This is a genomic window from Ornithinimicrobium panacihumi (assembly GCF_052073805.1).
Taxonomy (GTDB): Bacteria; Actinomycetota; Actinomycetes; order Actinomycetales; family Dermatophilaceae; genus Ornithinicoccus; species Ornithinicoccus panacihumi.
This window is the reverse complement of record NZ_JBQGWG010000002.1, coordinates 93981-108848: the sequence shown is the minus strand read 5'-3', so window position 1 is coordinate 108848 and position 14868 is coordinate 93981. Positions and strand designations below refer to the sequence as shown.

Here is a 14868-nt window from a genome sequence, read left to right as displayed (position 1 = left end):
CAGGGTATTCATGATCTTGCACACCGTGCAAATCTGCATGATGTGCAGATAATCACGTCGCGCTGGTCGCGCTGGGCGCGCAGGTCAGGGCGCGGGGTCGATCAGGTCCCGGCGCAGCCGGCGGGAGCGCTGCAGCTGCCGGACCATGTCGAGGCTGAGCACGACCAGAGCGAGCCACACCAGCGCGAAGCCAGCCCAGCGGGACAGCGGGACGTGCTCGCCCAGCAGCAGGACACCGGTCAGCAGCTGCAGGAACGGCGTCAGGAACTGCAGCAGACCGATCGAGGACAGCGGGATCCGCGAGGCTGCCAGCGCGAAGAGGATGAGCGGGACGGCGGTGGCCACGCCGGTCGACACCATCAAGGCCGTGTGACCCGCGCCGTGGCCGCCGAAGGTGCTCTGCCCGCTCTGCCCGAGCCACCAGAGGATGACACCGGCCACCGGCAGGATGGCCAGCGACTCCCCGGTCAGGGACTGCATCGCCGACAGGGAGATCCCGAGACGGTTCTTCAGCAGGCTGTAGAGCGCGAAGGAGCAGGCCAGGATCAGGGAGATCCACGGCGGGCTGCCGTAGTCGAAGGTCAGGTAGAGCGCGGCCAGGGTCCCGATCCCGACCGCGATCCACTGCAGCCGGCGCAGCCGCTCACGCAGGATCACCACGCCCAGGGCGACGGTGACCAGCGGGTTGAGGAAGTAGCCCAGCGCGGCCTCGGTGACGTGCCCCGACATCACCGCCCACACGTAGGTGCCCCAGTTGGTCGCGATCAGCAGCCCGGCGAGCACGACGCCCAGGGCCCGGCGAGGATGGCGGGCGAGCGTGACCAGCCAGCGCAGGTCGCGGGTGACCAGCAGGATGAGGGCGCACAGCACCAGGGTCCAGACGATCCGGTGGGCCAGCACCTCCCACGGCCCGGCGGGCTTGAGGAGGTTGAAGTACAGCGGGAAGCTGCCCCAGATCAGGTAGGCCAGGAAGCCGTAGGCGAGGCCCTCCTGGTGCCGCGAGCGGCCGCTCACTCCTCGAGCGCCCGCTCACCCTCGGAGGACAGCGCCGGCCCCGCGGCCGAGATCGGCCCCTCGGTCGTCTCGCCCTCCAGCGTCTGCTCTGCGGCCCCGGGCCGGGTGCCGTGCACGGTCCAGGTGCTGCGGCCGCGCAGCAGCTCGCCCAGCCCCTCGTCGTCGAGGCTGCCGTGCTCCTCGACGGCGGACTGCACCTGCGCGCGCACCCCGTCGTCGTAGGTCGGCCGCTCCACGCTGCGGAAGATGCCCATCGGCATGTTCTGGTGCGTCGGGTCGTCCAGCCGGGACAGCGCGAAGGCCGTCGTGGGGTCGGGGTCCGTGGGGTCGTGGACCAGGACGGTGACCTGCTGCCCGCGGTCGTCGACCTCCTGCTCCGGTATGAGGCTCAGCCGCCCCTGCGCGTCCCTCACCACGACCCGGGCCTCGGGGGAGCCCTCCTCGCCCACGCGCACCGGCTCGCCGGCGCGCAGGTGGGCGATCCGGGTGGTGGCCTCGTCGCGGTCCTTGAGCAGCTGGAAGGCGCCGTCGTTGAAGATCGGGCAGTTCTGGTAGATCTCGACCAGCGCGGTGCCGCGGTGGGCGGCCGCCGCGCGCAGCACCTCGGTGAGGTGGGCGCGGTCGGAGTCCATGGTGCGGGCCACGAAGGTGGCCTCGGCGCCCAGGGCGAGGGAGACCGGGTTGAAGGGGTGGTCCACCGAGCCGACCGGGGTCGACTTGGTCACCGCGCCGACCTCGGAGGTGGGGGAGTACTGCCCCTTGGTCAGCCCGTAGATCTTGTTGTTGAACAGCAGGATCGTCAGGTTGACGTTGCGCCTCATCGCGTGGATGAGATGGTTGCCGCCGATCGACAGCGCGTCGCCGTCGCCGGTGATGACCCACACCGACAGGTCCTCGCGGGAGGTGGCCAGGCCGGTCGCGATGGCGGGGGCGCGGCCGTGGATGGAGTGCATCCCGTAGGTGTCGAGGTAGTAGGGGAAGCGGCTGGAGCAGCCGATCCCGGAGACGAAGACGATGTTCTCCCGGCGCAGGCCGAGGTCGGGCAGGAAGCCCTGGACGGCCGCGAGGACGGCGTAGTCGCCGCACCCGGGGCACCAGCGGACCTCCTGGTCGGAGGTGAAGTCCTTCTTGGTGAGCTGCTCCCCGTCGCCGAGGGTGGGGACCCCGGAGGTGCCGGAGGGGATCGAGCCGAGCTGCGGCATACCGAGGTCTGTGTGCTGGGTGGTCTGGCTCATGCGTGGTCTCCCTCGAGCTCGAGGAGGTTCTCGTGCAGCAGCTGGGCCAGCTCCACCGCGGTGAAGGGCAGGCCGCGCACGGCGGTGTGGCTGCGGACGTCGACCAGGTGGCGGGCGCGCAGGATGAGCGCGAGCTGGCCGAGGTTCATCTCGGGCAGCAGCACGCGGTCGTAGCGGCGCAGGACCTCGCCCAGGTCGGCGGGCAGCGGGTTGAGGTGGCGCAGGTGCGCGCGGGCGACCTTGGCGCCGGTGGCGCGGACGAGTCGGGTCGCCGCGGCGATGGGGCCGTAGGTCGAGCCCCAGCCCAGGATGAGCACGCGCGCGTCGCCGGTGGGGTCGTCGACCTCCAGCGGGGGCAGGGTGTCGGCGATCCTGTCGATCTTGGCCTGGCGCAGGCGGACCATCCGGTCGTGGTTGGCCGGGTCGTAGGAGATGTGCCCGGTGATGTCAGCCTTCTCGATGCCGCCGATCCGGTGCTCCAGGCCGGGGGTGCCGGGGATCGCCCACGGGCGGGCGAGGGTCTCCTCGTCGCGCAGGTAGGGATGGAAGACGGGGTTGCCGTCGGCGTCGACGTCATTGGGCTCGGTGGCCTGGGTGACCTCGAGGGTCGGCAGGTCCGCGGGGGAGGGGACGCGCCAGGGCTCGGATCCGTTGGCCAGGTAGCCGTCGGAGAGCAGGATGACCGGGGTGCGGTAGGTCGTGGCGATCCGCACCGCCTCCAGGGCCGCGTCGAAGCAGTCGGAGGGGGACTGCGCCGCGACCACGGCCACGGGGGACTCGCCGTTGCGGCCGTACATCGCCTGGAGCAGGTCGGACTGCTCGGTCTTGGTCGGCAGGCCGGTCGAGGGGCCGCCGCGCTGGACGTCGATGATCACCAGCGGCAGTTCGGTGGACACGGCCAGGCCGATCGTCTCCGACTTCAGCGCCAGGCCGGGGCCGGAGGTGGTCGTCACCCCCAGGCGCCCGCCGAACGAGGCGCCCAGCGCCATGCCGACGGCGGCGATCTCGTCCTCGGCCTGCAGGGTCATCACGCCGTGCGACTTCATCGCCGAGAGCTGGTGGAGGATGTCCGAGGCCGGGGTGATCGGGTAGGAACCCAGCACCAGGGGCAGGCCGGAGCGGTGCGCGGCCGCGACCAGGCCCATGGCCAGGGCCTGGTTGCCGGTGATGGTCCGGTAGGTGCCGGCCGGCAGCGGGGCCGGGGCGACCTCGTAGCGGACGGCGAAGTCCTCGGTCGTCTCGCCGTAGGCGTGGCCGGCGCGCAGGGCGACCAGGTTGGCCTCCAGCACCTCCGGCGCGGCGCCGAACTTGGCGCGCAGGAAGGCCTCGGTGCCGCTGGTGTCGCGGGAGTAGAGCCAGGACAGCAGCCCCAGGGCGAGCATGTTCTTGGCGCGCTGCTTGTCCTTGCGGGTCAGGTCGAAGTCGGCCAGCGCGTCGACGGTCATGCTCGTCAGGGGGAGCGCGTGCAGGTGGTAGGACGCCAGCGAGCCGTCCTCCAGCGGGCTGGCGGCGTAGCCGACCTTGGCCAGGTTGCGCTTGGTGAACTCGTCCTTGTCGGCGATGATCGTCGCGCCCTCGGGCAGGTCGCGCAGGTTGGCCTTGAGCGCGGCCGGGTTCATCGCCACGAGCACGTCGGGGGCGTCACCCGGGGTGGCGATGTCGTGGTCGGCGAAGTGGACCTGGAAGCTGGAGACGCCCGGCAGCGTGCCCTGGGGAGCGCGGATCTCGGCCGGGAAGTTGGGCAGCGTGGACAGGTCGTTGCCCAGGGCCGCGGTGTCGGAGGTGAACCGGTCGCCCGTCAGCTGCATCCCGTCGCCGGAGTCTCCGGCGAACCTGATGACGACGCGCTCGAGCTTCTGCAGAGGGGTGCTAGACATGTCATCTTTTATCCTACGCCCGCGTTGGCTAATTGGACGAAAAGCCTCACCAGGCGCTCGGCTCGTAGTCCTTGACGAAGCAGCCGTAGAGGTCCTCGCCCGCCTCGCCCCTCACGATCGGGTCGTAGACGCGTGCCGCGCCGTCGACCAGGTCCAGCGGCGCGTGCCAGCCCTCGGCGGCGATGTCGAGCTTCTGCTGGTGCGGCCGCTCGTCGGTGATCCAGCCGGTGTCCACGGCTGTCATGAGGATCTTGTCGGTCTCGAACATCTCCCCGGCCGAGGTGCGCGTCAGCATGTTGAGCGCGGCCTTGGCCATGTTGGTGTGCGGGTGGCCCGGCCCCTTGTAGCGCCGCGAGAACTGCCCCTCCATCGCCGACACGTTGACCACGTAGGCCCGCCTCGCGCCCTGCTGCACCGCCGCCCGCAGGCTCGGCCGCAGCCGGCTGACCAGCAGGAAGGGGGCGACGGAGTTGCACAGCTGGACCTCGAGCAGCTCCAGCGGGGCCACCTCGTCGACGTGCTGGGTCCAGGAGTTGGAGGTGACCAGGTCCGGCAGCAGCCCGCCGGCGTCGATGGCCGTGCCGTCCCGGTAGGCCGCCAGGCTCGCCGACCCCGCGGACAGGGCCATCGTCGCCACGTCGAGGGTGTGCGGCAGCTCGGCCGAGCCGGTGCGCAGCGTCCCCGCCAGCGCGGCGGGGTGCGCATCGCTGATCCGGTCGAAGGTGAGCATGCGCGGACCGGGGTGGGACCCCATACCCTCCAGGGGTTGTTGCTCGCCCTCCACGAGGTGGGCGTAGGCGCCCGGGCTGCGCCGCACCGTCTGGCAGGCGTTGTTGATGAGGATGTCCAGGGGGCCGCCGGCGGCGACCTCGTCGGCCAGCGCCACCACCTGGGTGGGGTCGCGCAGGTCGATCCCGACGATGGTGAGCCGGTCGAGCCACCCGGGGGAGTCGGCCAGCTCGGCGAACCGGCGCGCGGCGTCGCGGGGGAAGCGGGTGGTGATGGTCAGGTCGGCGCCGTCCCGCAGGAGGCGCAGCGCGATGTGCATGCCGATCTTGGCGCGGCCGCCGGTGAGCAGGGCGCGCCGGCCCCGCAGGTCGGTGCGCTGGTCGCGCTTGGCATGGCTCTTCTGGGCGCAGGCCGGGCAGAGCCAGTGGTAGAAGGCGTCGACGCGGGTGTACTTCTCGTGGCAGATGTAGCACCCGCGCGGGATCTTCAGCTCGCCGATGATCCCGTGGCCCTCGGCCTCCAGCCGGATGCCGCGGGTCTCGTCGTCGATCCGCTCGGGGCTGCCGGTGGCGGTGCGGGCCAGCAGCGCCTCGTCGTGCGCGAGGAGCGGGGCGCGCTCGCTGCGGCGGGCCTCGGCGCGGCGGGTCTTGCGGATCTTCTTGTACATCGCTCCCGCGGCCCGCTTGACCTCCTGGATGTCCGGATGGCCGGCAGGCAGCTCGTGCAGCGAGCCGAGGACCCGGAGCGTGGTCGCGAGGTCGGTGGGGTCGACGCCGCTGCCCTCGGGGTATGCGGTCTCACTCGCCTCGTCCTGGTCGCGCACGGTCACCGATCGTAGGGCGGGGGCAGGACCGTCACGACGGCCGGGCCGTGGGTGGCCAGGGCGAGGGCGGGGCTGCCGCTGGCGGGGAGCAGGCCGAGGTCGTGGACGACCCACGGCGCCGGGGGTGTGGTCGTGGTGACCCCGACGGTGACCTCGCGAGGCTCGCGCAGGAAGCCGGTGCCCTCCGCCTTGAGCACCGCCTCCTTGCGGGTCCACCAGCGCTGGAAGGCCCGTGGTCGGTCGGGCGTGCGGACGTCGGCGAGCTCGGCCTGCTCCGACGGGGCCCCGACGACGGCGGCGACCTGGGCGAGGTCGACCCCCGGGCCGGGCAGGTCCTCGACGTCCACGCCGAGGGGCGCCGCGGCCAGGGCGAGGGCGACGACGTGCGGGCAGTGGGAGATGGACAGGTGGCCCTCGGGGTGGTCGGGCAGCGTCGGGCGGCCCTGCGGGTCGGCCGCGATGACGATGGCGGCCGGGTCTGCGGCGAGCGTGCGGCCGAGCGTCCGGCGGACCCAGGTGCGGGTCCGGACCCAGTGGTCGGCGACCTCGGGAGCCATCGCGGCGGCCCGGCCGCGCTCGGCGTCCGACAGGAGCGTCGGGTCGGCGGTGACGTCACCCAGATCGGTCCAGAGCACGCTCGCCGTGCCGGGGCTCAGCTGTGCCGCACGCACCGCGTCGCCCACGGTCTGGCCTCCAGGCGCCCCTCGGGGATGGGTTCTCCGCACTCCTCGCAGCGGCCGTAGCCACCCGCGTCGATGCGCGAGATGGCGTGCCGTACCTCCTCGAGCAGCGCGCCGAGGGTGTCGTGCGCCTCCACGGCGGTGAGCCGGTCCACCGCCATCGCGGTGCCGTCGCCGACCCGCTTGCCGAAGGAGATGCTGCCCTGGTCCTGCTGGGGCCTGGTCAGCTGCGCCATCTCCTCGAGCAGCTCGGCCTCCTTGGCCTCCAGCTGCGCCCGCACCCCGCCGTCAGGGAACTCCTTGACCATCAGCTCGTCCTCCTCGGTCGCGGTCCGCTCCGCCCCGTCCTCGCCGACGTAGCTATAGGTGGTCGTGTCCAGCACCCCGGTCCGGCGATAGCCGAGCCGCTCGTAGAGCCGCGCCGCGTCAGGGTTGTCGGTCCCGACGCCGACGGCCACCCGCCGGTGGCCGCGCTCGCGGGCGAGGTCCTCGGCCGCGTGCATGAGGGCGGTGCCGGCTCCCGCGCCGCGGTGTTCCTCGCGCACCTGCAGGTGGGCGACCTCCACGACGCCGGGGTATGCGGCGCCCGCCGCCTCCCCGTGCGGCCCGCCCCACAGGACCATCGCAGAGCCGACCGGCTCGTCCTCGCGCCAGGCCACGAGGTAGGTCGCCTCGCCGGCCTCCTGGCGGCGCAGGTGCGCGGCGTGGACGCCGTGGCTCGGCCAGGCCCGCTCCAGCCTCTGGAGATCGGACGGCGTGCACGGGCGGATGAGCATCGGTCGATTGTGCCACCGCCCGTGCCAGAGTGGGGCCATGCGCATCAAGACCGTCTGCCTGGGCAACATCTGCCGCTCACCTGCCGCCGAGTCCGTCCTCGTCGCCAAGCTGGCCCGGGCCGGCCTGGACGATGTCGAGGTCTCCTCCGCCGGGACGGCCGACTACCACGTCGGCGAGCCGCCCCACCACGAGTCGCAGGCCGAGGGCGAGTCCCGGGGCTATGTCTTCACCAGCCGGGCCGCGCAGTTCGAGGCCGAGGACTTCGACGGGACCGACCTGATCCTGGTCATGGACGACTCCAACGAGGACGACGTGCTGTCCCTCGCCCGCACGCCCGAGGACGAGGCCAAGGTGGTGCGGCTGGGGGCGTTCGCCAGCGACGTGACCGACGGCTCCGGCGTGCGTGACGTCCCCGACCCGTGGGGGCGCCCGCGCGAGGCCTATGTCGCGATGTACGACCAGATCGAGGACGCCGTCGACGGGCTGGTCACCGCGATCCAGGAGGACCGCGTCGGTGAGGTCGTGGCCGCGCAGCGGGTCCTGAGGGGATAGGCGCGCCCTCCGTGTCGTCCAGGGGCGGGGGCTGAGGCTGTCCTGCGTTTCGTGTCCTGCGCTGTTCGCGTTATGACGCGACTTCTGCAGGACCAGAGCCGCAGGACAGGTCTGGGCCCGGCCAGCCACCGGCCCGGAGAGCCGCCTCGACCTGGTCCAGGAGCGGCTCGGGATCCAGGAGCAGCCCGACCGCGGGGATCTCCAGCGCCCGTTCGCCGGAGATCGCGTGCTCGTTGCGCCGCAGGGCATCGTCGATGCTGACCAGCTTGGAGTAGTGCTGGACGCCGTTGATCTCCGCGACCGTGCCGTAGCGGGTGAAACGGACGTCGAGGTAGATCCGGCCGCGGGAGGTCCGCACGACTACCTGCCGGTCGGGCTCGGGCCAGCCGCGGGCGCGGCCGAGCTCGGCGAAGTCGATCTCGGACAGGGCCTGCGCGCCGTCCGCCACCAGCCCCACGAGCCGCCCGAGCAGGGCACGGCGGGACGATCGCGGCGACGACTCCCACGCCGGGCCCAGCCGGTCCGCCGCGACGATCCGCTGCTGGACCCCCATGGCCAGGATGGTGGCTGCCTCGCGGTCCGTGCGCGCCCAGGTCGCCGCGCGAAGGGCGGCTACCTCCGGCGGGGTGCGGGGCGGATCGCTGCCGATGACTCGCCCTCGTTCGCGGAGGACGTGCACGCGCACGCCCTCGACCAGGCGATACCGGGCTCCCCGGACGACGCTGACGTGCACCTTGTCCTCGCTCCAGCCGGTCAGCCCGGCCTGGATCAGGGCGCTGGCGCCATCGAGACAGGCATGACCACCGACCTCCCAGACCGCCCTGCGGGCAAGCGCCCTCGGCCCGCTGGGCTCCGGGCCGGTGATGCTGAGGGTCTTGCGGCCCACCCGGTGCCAGCGACCCGCCTCCACCTCTGCGCGGATCTCGTCGTAGGTGAGCCCGAGCTCCCGCAGCTGCGCCACCGTGACCACGCCGTCCTGGTGACCGAGCTCCTCCTGCACCAGTGCGCGGCGTCGGATGCCACGCTGCCGACGGTCGACCGGCTGCTCAGCGGTGGCCACCGGCTGCGGGGCATGACCTCCCTGCGCGCCGGCGGCTGGCTGCTGCGGTCGCGCGGTGCGCTGCCCATCCTCTGAGGAGCTCGACATCGTCCCAGCCTGACCGCTGCGGAGGGTCGGCGCAGGGGGCCTGTGGATAACCGGCCCTGCGTGGGTTCCGCGTGGGTCCTGCGTGGTGTCCTGCGGGTCTGGTCCTGCAGTTCTGGTGCTCTGGCCCAACAAGTGCAGGACCACAGGTGCATGACGGGAGGGGTGTCGGGAGGTGCATGGCACGATGAGCGGCATGGCCATCACCGGGACGCCACGGCGGATCACCCTCGAGGACGGCAGGCCGGCCTTCCGCAAGGAGCTGGCCGACGCCCCGCCGGAGTTCTTCGCGCGGGAAGCGGTCGGCCTGCGGGCGCTCGCGGCGGCCGGGGCCCGAGTGCCGGCCGTGCTGGACGTCGCCGCCGACCACATCACGCTGGAGTGGGTCGAGCAGGGCACCCACCGCAGCGCCATGACCGAGGAGCGCTTCGGCCAGGAGCTGGCCGCGCTCCACCGGACCACGGGAGAGGCGTACGGCTCCACGGACGGTGAGAGCACCGCATACCTGGGTGCCTGTCCGATCGATCTGACGCCCACCGAGACGTGGTGGGAGAGCTGGGTCGAGCGGCGGCTGGTCCCGCTGGTGCGGCGCGGGGTCGAGCGCGGCGTCCTTGACCCCGACTCCCTGGAGCGCGCCGAGCGGATTGCCCCGGAGCGGCTGGGGCCGGTGGGGCCGCCGACGCTGGTGCACGGCGACCTGTGGGGCGGCAACCGGCTGATCGACACCAAGGGGCACGACTGGCTCATCGACCCGTGCGCGCACTACGGCCATCGCGAGGTTGACCTGGCGATGATGCAGCTCTTCGGCGGGTTCAGCGGGCGGGTCTACGCGGCCTACGCCGAGGCCTTCCCGCTCGCGGACGGCTGGCAGGAGCGGGTCGCGGTCTACCAGACGGTGCCGCTGGTGGTGCACTCGCTGCTCTTCGGCGGCGGCTACGACCTGGAGGCCACCTCGATGCTCGTGGCGGCGACGCGGTGAGCGTGGGCAGGCGATGAGCACGCTGCGGGCGCCCGCGACCGACGCCGAGGTCCCCGGCTACCTCGAGGCCCTGGGGCTGCCCGGTCTGGCCGACGTCCACATCCACTTCCACCCCGACCGCCTGATGGACCGGATCTGGGCCTACTTCGACGAGGGCGAGAAGCACTACGGCGTTGCCTGGCCGATCCACTACCGCACACCGGTGGAGGAGCGGCTGGCCACGCTCGCGGCCCTGGGGGTGAGGGACGTCCCGGCGCTGACCTACGCGCACAAGCCGGGGATGGCGGCCGCGCTCAACGAGTGGTGCCGGGAGTTCGCCGACGCGCATCCCCAGGTGCTGCGGTGCGCCACGCTCTATCCCGAAGACGGTGTCGAGGGGTATGTGGCCACCGCCCTCCGCGACGGTGTCCAGCTGGTCAAGACGCACCTCGTGGTCAGCGACATGGCACCGGACGACGACCGGCTCCACGGTGCGTGGGAGCTGCTGGCCCGGGCGCGGGTGCCGGTGATCATGCACGCGGGCCACGGGCCCAGGGCGGGGCGGCACAGCGGCCCCGAGGGCGTGGTCCGGCTCCTCGCCGACCACCCCGACCTGACGCTGGTGATCGCGCACATGGGGATGCCCGACTACGACGCCTTCGCCGACCTGGTCGAGGCGCATGAGCGGGTGCACCTGGACACGACGATGGTCGGGACCGACTTCATGGAGCGGCACGCGCCGGTGCCGTCACGTTTCCTGGGTCGGCTGGCCGAGCTGCGGGAGCGGGTGGTGCTGGGCAGCGACTTCCCCAACATCCCCTATCCCTACGCCCACCAGCTCGAGGCTCTCCACCGCTGGGGTCTGGGGGAGGACTGGCTGCGGGACGTGCTGTGGCACAACGGGAGAGCGTTGCTGCAGGCTCAGAGCCAGGGCTGACCCGAGACTACGCTCGCTCCCCGGGGCGTGTCCCCGGCCAGCCAGCGCTCGGCCTCGTCCGGGCCGAAGGAGCCGCTGCCCTGCCAGCCTTCGAGCGTGCGCCGCAGCGTCCGGCCGCGGTGGTCGACCCGGAGGATGCCGCCGCCCAGCACGACGAGGACGTCCTCGTCGAGGGCGTGCAGCAGGTCGGTGGAGCCGTCGTCGCAGGCGTCGCAGCCGCAGTCGGGCAGGCCCGGACCGCTCACGAGGTCGTCATCGACAGCGACCATGACGGAGTTGTCGTCAGGTCCGTCGAAGCCGCGCCGTCCGATGGTCAGCGGCACGGCGCCCGTGGCACGCGGGACCAGCCGGGTGACCCGCGACCAGGGCGTGGGACCCTGCTCGACGGAGGTGGTGTCCAGCTCCTCGGCGTCGGCCAGGCCCATCGTGGTGAGGGCCTCGATCCAGGCGTCCGCCCGCTCGGCCAGGATCCGATACTTCCCCGGGTCCAGGCAGCGGGAGTACTCCTCCTCCAGCGGCGCGCGGTGCGGGTGGGGCGCCGGCCAGCCCGGCGTGGGTGCCGGGCGGGCGGCGAAGATCCGGTCGGTCGCCAGGAGCACCTCGTGGGCACGGTGGGCCCGCAGGTCCGGGTGGAGGTGGACGTGGACGCCGTCGAGGACGGTGCTCTCGCCGGGAGGTTGCTGCGGGGTGTGAGCCACGGTGAGCGAGAGGTGGTCGACGACCACGTCCCGCCGCGCGTTTGCGACCTCAGCACCCTCGTCCCCCTCCGCAGTCACCACGCTGACCTGCACGCCGTCAGGGTCGCGGAAGATCCACCACGGGGCGTCCTCGAAGCTGCGGTCGCGCGGCAGCCCCACCGTCTCCAGCATCAGCACCAGCGGCGCGGGGTCGTGGCTCGCCATGCGCACCGACTCCAGGACCGGCCCATCCGCCGGCCCGGTCGGCATCGGCTCGACCCACTCGATGAGGAAGGGCAGCCCCGGGTCGAAGGCCCGGGCGCCCACCTGGAGCAGGCGCCAGCGGATCGTCTCGCCGGTCGGCGTCTCGCGCGACCCGTCCACGACCTCGGCGGGGGAGAAGCCGGCCTCGAGGAGACGGCTGCGGGCGTCGTCGACGTCCTCGACGGCGACCGCCCAGGACAGCACGCCGTGCTGGTCGCGGACCCGGTCCGCCCACGCCCCGGACGCGTCGGGCCCGGTCGTGATCAGCTCGACATAGGCGGCGCCGGGGCCACGGACCAGGGCGTTGACGGTGCCGCCGGGGTGCCGCCCTCCGACGGTCGCCGCCAACCCGGCCGCACCCCACCGGGCGACCGCTTCGTCCAGGTCGGGCACCGCGATGACGAGATGGTCGAAGCGGGCGTTCGTGGCGAGATCGTTCACGACGAGACCGCTCCCGACGAGACTCCCGGCCCGCCATCCCTCACCGGAGTGGCGGTGAAGGTGATCGGATAGCGGATCGCCCCGGTGTTGCCCGACATGGGCAGCCACTCGCCCGGCCCGTCCGGCCGGGCGTCCGGCATCCGGGCCGCCAGGATCGGCAGCGCGACCGCCATGTCGAGCCGCGCCACCCAGTGCCCGAGACAGTGGTGCACCCCGCCGCCGAAGCCCATGTGCATCGGGTGCTCGACCTCGATGTCGAAGGACGGGTCGGGCTGGGCGCGCGGGTCGGTGCCGGCGCTGTGCGACAGGACCTGCACGATGTCGCCCGCCTTCAGCGCCAGCCCGTCACCGAGGTCGACGTCGTCGATCGCCTCACGAGTGATCCAGGTGACGGTCGGGTTGACCCGCATGACCTCCTCGACGGCGTTGCGGCCCAGCTCGGGACGCTGGCCCAGGAGGCGCCACTGGTCCGGGTGGTCCAGCAGGGTGCGCACGGCCAGGGTGATCTGGTTGCGGGTCGTCTCCATCCCGGCGAAGGCCAGGAAGACCAAGGCCACCGAGAGCTCCTCGGCGCTCAGCGAACCCTCCTGCTGGTGGCGGACCAGGGTGCTGACGAGGTCGTCGCGCGGGTTGGCTGTCCGGTCGCGGACCACCGCGTCGCAGTAGCCGTAGAGCCCCTCCAGCGCCGCCTCGATCCGCGGCAGGTCCTCCTTGACGCGGACGCCGAAGCTCTTGCCCAGGTCGTCGGCCCAGTGCGCGACCTGCTCCCACTCCTCCTCCGGCAGCCCGAGCAGCCGGCACAGGATCCGGCTCGAGTAGGGCTCGGCGAACTCGGAGACCAGCTCGAGCGACCCCCGCTCGCTGAAGCCGTCGACCAGCTCGTGGGCCAGCTCGGCGAAGCCGGGGACCATGCCCTGCACCACGCCCTGCTTGAAGGCCGGGTTGAGCAGCCGCCGCAGCCGCAGGTGGTCCTGCCCCTCCAACGACAGCAGGGTCTGCTTCCACCAGTCGCTGAACATCCCGGAGTGGATGCCGTTCTGCGCCGGCCACTTGGCATTGCCCTGCTGGAAGCGGCGGTCCTTGAGCAGGGCCGTGACCTCGGCATGCCTCAGGAGCGCGTAGCCATAGCTCGTCCGCACCCACGTCCCCTCCTCGCGCGCGGCGATGACCTCCGGTCCGGTCACGTCGAAGGAGGGGTCCGCGAGGTCGAGGAAGCGCTCGTTCATGATGTGAGTATGCGGTCACGGATGATCGGCGCGCTCCTCGCCTCGCTCCTGCTCACCGGGTGCGAGGGTGACGGGAGCGGCCCGGAGGGGGAGACGACGGCGCCAGCGACGGCGGACAGGGCCGTGGACAGCGCGGTGGACGGCGCGGTGGAGACCGGGGCTGTGCCGACGACGGACGACACAGCTGCGACGACGCGCCCTGCCCCGGGGGCGGTCGACCCGGTCGACCCGGCCGACCATCTCACCGACGAGGCCCTGCTGGAGCAGACGCAGTGGGTGCTGGGGCTGCTCGACGAGGACGCGCTGGGGCCGGACCTGGAGGCGGTCGTCGACCGCTTCTCCGAGGACTTCCTGCGCGAGCTCCCCGCCTTCCAGGTCGTCACGGTCTTCCCGCAGCTGCGGGCTGGCGGCCCCTACACGGTGACCGAGGTGACCGAGGTGTCGGCCGAGGCCGGCGGCGGCACCCGCAGCGCCGTGCTGTCCCTGGACGCCGAGCAGCCGCTCCTGATGACCCTCGCCCTCGACGACGAGGACCGGATCGCGGGCCTGGTCTTCGTCCCGGACACCTCCGGCGAGCCACCCGTGATCTCCGGGTGGGCCGACCTCGACGCAGCCCTGACCGAGCTGGGCGGCACCAGCCAGGTCGTGGTCGGTCGGGTCGAGGACGGCACCTGCACGCCGATCCACACCACGGCGGGACTGGAGCCCGGCGGCGAGCCCGCCCCGACCGGGTCCATCTTCAAGCTCGTCGTCCTCGCAGGGGTGGTGGAGGCGGTCGAGGCCGGAGAGCTCGCCTGGGAGGACGAGCTGACCATCACCGAGGAGGTCAAGAGCCTGCCCTCGGGGATCCTCCAGGACCGCGAGGCCGGCTCCACCGTCACGGTGCGGGAGGCGGCCGAGCTGATGATCTCGATCAGCGACAACACCGCCACCGACCTGCTCATCGGCGCGGTCGACCGCCCGCGGATGCGCACCGCCATGGAGAACGCCGGCGTCGACCCGCTGCGCCTCGCCCCGATCGTCACCACCCGGCAGCTGTTCATCCTGGGCTGGGGCGTGGACCAGGAGGTGCGTGACCGCTGGGCCCGCGCCTCCGTCCCCGAGACCCGCACCGCGCAGCTGGCCGACCTGCCGGAGGACCTCACCCTCGTCACCCCCGAGGCCGTGACCACCCCGGCCTGGCAGGACGGCGTGGACTGGCCGATGACCGGCGGCGAGGTGTGCAACGTCCACGCCCGGCTGCAGCAGCTGGCCGGCACCGGGGCGGGGGAGCCCGTGCGCGAGATCCTGTCGGCCAACCCCGGCGGCGCCGTGCCCGACGGCGTGGCCTACCAGGCCTTCAAGGGTTGCTCGGCCCCCGGCGTGCTCGCGCTGAGCTACTACCTCGAGCCCGTGGAGACCGAGACCCGGGCTGACGGACTGGTCCTCGTCGTCCAGACCCGCAGCGAGGAGGCGGTCGACCAGCTGCGCGCCATGACGATCGTCGAGGCCGGCCTCCAGCACCTGGCCGCCACCGGCGGCTAGGGTGATCGGC

14 protein-coding genes are annotated in these 14868 nt (G+C 72.7%); 5 read left to right on the top strand and 9 right to left on the bottom strand.

Annotation, left to right across the window (positions count from 1 at the left end):
• Positions 1 to 84: 84 nt before the first annotated feature.
• The 6 genes from rarD to ACTMMA_RS02610 are packed head-to-tail and all read right to left on the bottom strand — an operon-like array spanning position 85 to position 7134.
• Complete coding sequence (gene rarD, locus ACTMMA_RS02635) at positions 85 to 1014, bottom strand: EamA family transporter RarD (protein ID WP_441188547.1); 930 nt, start codon at positions 1012 to 1014, stop codon at positions 85 to 87.
• The gene (locus ACTMMA_RS02630) at positions 1011 to 2249 is read right to left on the bottom strand and encodes a 2-oxoacid:ferredoxin oxidoreductase subunit beta (protein ID WP_441188546.1); all 1239 of its coding nucleotides are present in this window, start codon (positions 2247 to 2249) and stop codon (positions 1011 to 1013) included. Before ACTMMA_RS02630 ends, rarD begins: the two co-directional genes overlap by 4 nt.
• The gene (locus ACTMMA_RS02625; RefSeq protein WP_441188545.1) at positions 2246 to 4126 is read right to left on the bottom strand and encodes a 2-oxoacid:acceptor oxidoreductase subunit alpha; all 1881 of its coding nucleotides are present in this window, start codon (positions 4124 to 4126) and stop codon (positions 2246 to 2248) included. The genes ACTMMA_RS02630 and ACTMMA_RS02625 overlap by 4 nt, the downstream gene beginning before the upstream one ends.
• A 46-nt stretch (positions 4127 to 4172) precedes the next feature.
• A complete protein-coding gene (locus tag ACTMMA_RS02620) occupies positions 4173 to 5684 on the bottom strand; it encodes an SDR family oxidoreductase (RefSeq protein ID WP_441188544.1) in 1512 nt (503 codons plus the stop codon).
• Complete coding sequence (locus ACTMMA_RS02615; RefSeq protein ID WP_441188543.1) at positions 5681 to 6361, bottom strand: 4'-phosphopantetheinyl transferase family protein; 681 nt, start codon at positions 6359 to 6361, stop codon at positions 5681 to 5683. The genes ACTMMA_RS02620 and ACTMMA_RS02615 overlap by 4 nt, the downstream gene beginning before the upstream one ends.
• A complete protein-coding gene (locus ACTMMA_RS02610) occupies positions 6331 to 7134 on the bottom strand; it encodes a GNAT family N-acetyltransferase (protein WP_441188542.1) in 804 nt (267 codons plus the stop codon). The genes ACTMMA_RS02615 and ACTMMA_RS02610 overlap by 31 nt, the downstream gene beginning before the upstream one ends.
• Before the next feature lie 37 nt (positions 7135 to 7171).
• Here ACTMMA_RS02610 and ACTMMA_RS02605 point away from each other — a divergent pair, with 37 nt between their 5' ends.
• Positions 7172 to 7687: a low molecular weight protein-tyrosine-phosphatase gene (locus tag ACTMMA_RS02605; protein ID WP_441188541.1), complete on the top strand. Its 516-nt coding sequence runs from the start codon at positions 7172 to 7174 to the stop codon at positions 7685 to 7687.
• A gap of 70 nt (positions 7688 to 7757) precedes the next feature.
• On the opposite strand, the gene ACTMMA_RS02600 is transcribed toward ACTMMA_RS02605, so the two are convergent.
• The gene (locus ACTMMA_RS02600) at positions 7758 to 8687 is read right to left on the bottom strand and encodes a hypothetical protein (protein ID WP_441188540.1); all 930 of its coding nucleotides are present in this window, start codon (positions 8685 to 8687) and stop codon (positions 7758 to 7760) included.
• Here ACTMMA_RS02600 and ACTMMA_RS02595 point away from each other — a divergent pair.
• The 3 genes from ACTMMA_RS02595 (at position 8667) to ACTMMA_RS02585 (ending at position 10726) form a co-directional block, all read left to right on the top strand.
• A complete protein-coding gene (locus ACTMMA_RS02595; RefSeq protein WP_441188539.1) occupies positions 8667 to 8822 on the top strand; it encodes a hypothetical protein in 156 nt (51 codons plus the stop codon). The genes ACTMMA_RS02600 and ACTMMA_RS02595 overlap by 21 nt on opposite strands.
• A gap of 196 nt (positions 8823 to 9018) precedes the next feature.
• Positions 9019 to 9810, top strand: a complete 792-nt coding sequence (locus ACTMMA_RS02590; RefSeq protein ID WP_441188538.1) for a fructosamine kinase family protein — start codon at positions 9019 to 9021, stop codon at positions 9808 to 9810.
• A gap of 13 nt (positions 9811 to 9823) precedes the next feature.
• Positions 9824 to 10726: an amidohydrolase family protein gene (locus ACTMMA_RS02585; protein ID WP_441188537.1), complete on the top strand. Its 903-nt coding sequence runs from the start codon at positions 9824 to 9826 to the stop codon at positions 10724 to 10726.
• Here ACTMMA_RS02585 and ACTMMA_RS02580 read toward each other — a convergent pair.
• Both ACTMMA_RS02580 and ACTMMA_RS02575 read right to left on the bottom strand, forming a co-directional pair.
• On the bottom strand, positions 10711 to 12108 hold the full coding sequence (locus ACTMMA_RS02580; protein WP_441188536.1) for a DUF6226 family protein: 1398 nt from the start codon (positions 12106 to 12108) through the stop codon (positions 10711 to 10713). The two genes, ACTMMA_RS02585 and ACTMMA_RS02580, sit on opposite strands and share 16 nt — an antisense overlap.
• Positions 12105 to 13334 carry a cytochrome P450 gene (locus ACTMMA_RS02575; RefSeq protein WP_441188535.1) on the bottom strand — a complete coding sequence of 410 codons (1230 nt, stop codon included), beginning with the start codon at positions 13332 to 13334 and terminating at the stop codon, positions 12105 to 12107. Before ACTMMA_RS02575 ends, ACTMMA_RS02580 begins: the two co-directional genes overlap by 4 nt.
• Before the next feature lie 9 nt (positions 13335 to 13343).
• Between ACTMMA_RS02575 and ACTMMA_RS02570 the strand changes: the two genes are divergently transcribed.
• On the top strand, positions 13344 to 14858 hold the full coding sequence (locus tag ACTMMA_RS02570; RefSeq protein WP_441188534.1) for a serine hydrolase: 1515 nt from the start codon (positions 13344 to 13346) through the stop codon (positions 14856 to 14858).
• The last annotated feature ends 10 nt before the right edge of the window (positions 14859 to 14868 follow it).

What these genes read in the sequence shown, in the direction of transcription:
- ACTMMA_RS02590 (WP_441188538.1), top strand. Translation starts at nt 9,019, where the DNA reads ATGAGCGGCATGGCCATCACCGGGACGCCACGGCGGATCACCCTCGAG.
- ACTMMA_RS02610 (WP_441188542.1), bottom strand. Translation starts at nt 7,134, where the DNA reads ATGCTCATCCGCCCGTGCACGCCGTCCGATCTCCAGAGGCTGGAGCGG.
- ACTMMA_RS02630 (WP_441188546.1), bottom strand. Translation starts at nt 2,249, where the DNA reads ATGAGCCAGACCACCCAGCACACAGACCTCGGTATGCCGCAGCTCGGC.
- ACTMMA_RS02585 (WP_441188537.1), top strand. Translation starts at nt 9,824, where the DNA reads ATGAGCACGCTGCGGGCGCCCGCGACCGACGCCGAGGTCCCCGGCTAC.
- ACTMMA_RS02625 (WP_441188545.1), bottom strand. Translation starts at nt 4,126, where the DNA reads ATGTCTAGCACCCCTCTGCAGAAGCTCGAGCGCGTCGTCATCAGGTTC.
- ACTMMA_RS02605 (WP_441188541.1), top strand. Translation starts at nt 7,172, where the DNA reads ATGCGCATCAAGACCGTCTGCCTGGGCAACATCTGCCGCTCACCTGCC.
- ACTMMA_RS02570 (WP_441188534.1), top strand. Translation starts at nt 13,344, where the DNA reads ATGCGGTCACGGATGATCGGCGCGCTCCTCGCCTCGCTCCTGCTCACC.
- ACTMMA_RS02575 (WP_441188535.1), bottom strand. Translation starts at nt 13,334, where the DNA reads ATGAACGAGCGCTTCCTCGACCTCGCGGACCCCTCCTTCGACGTGACC.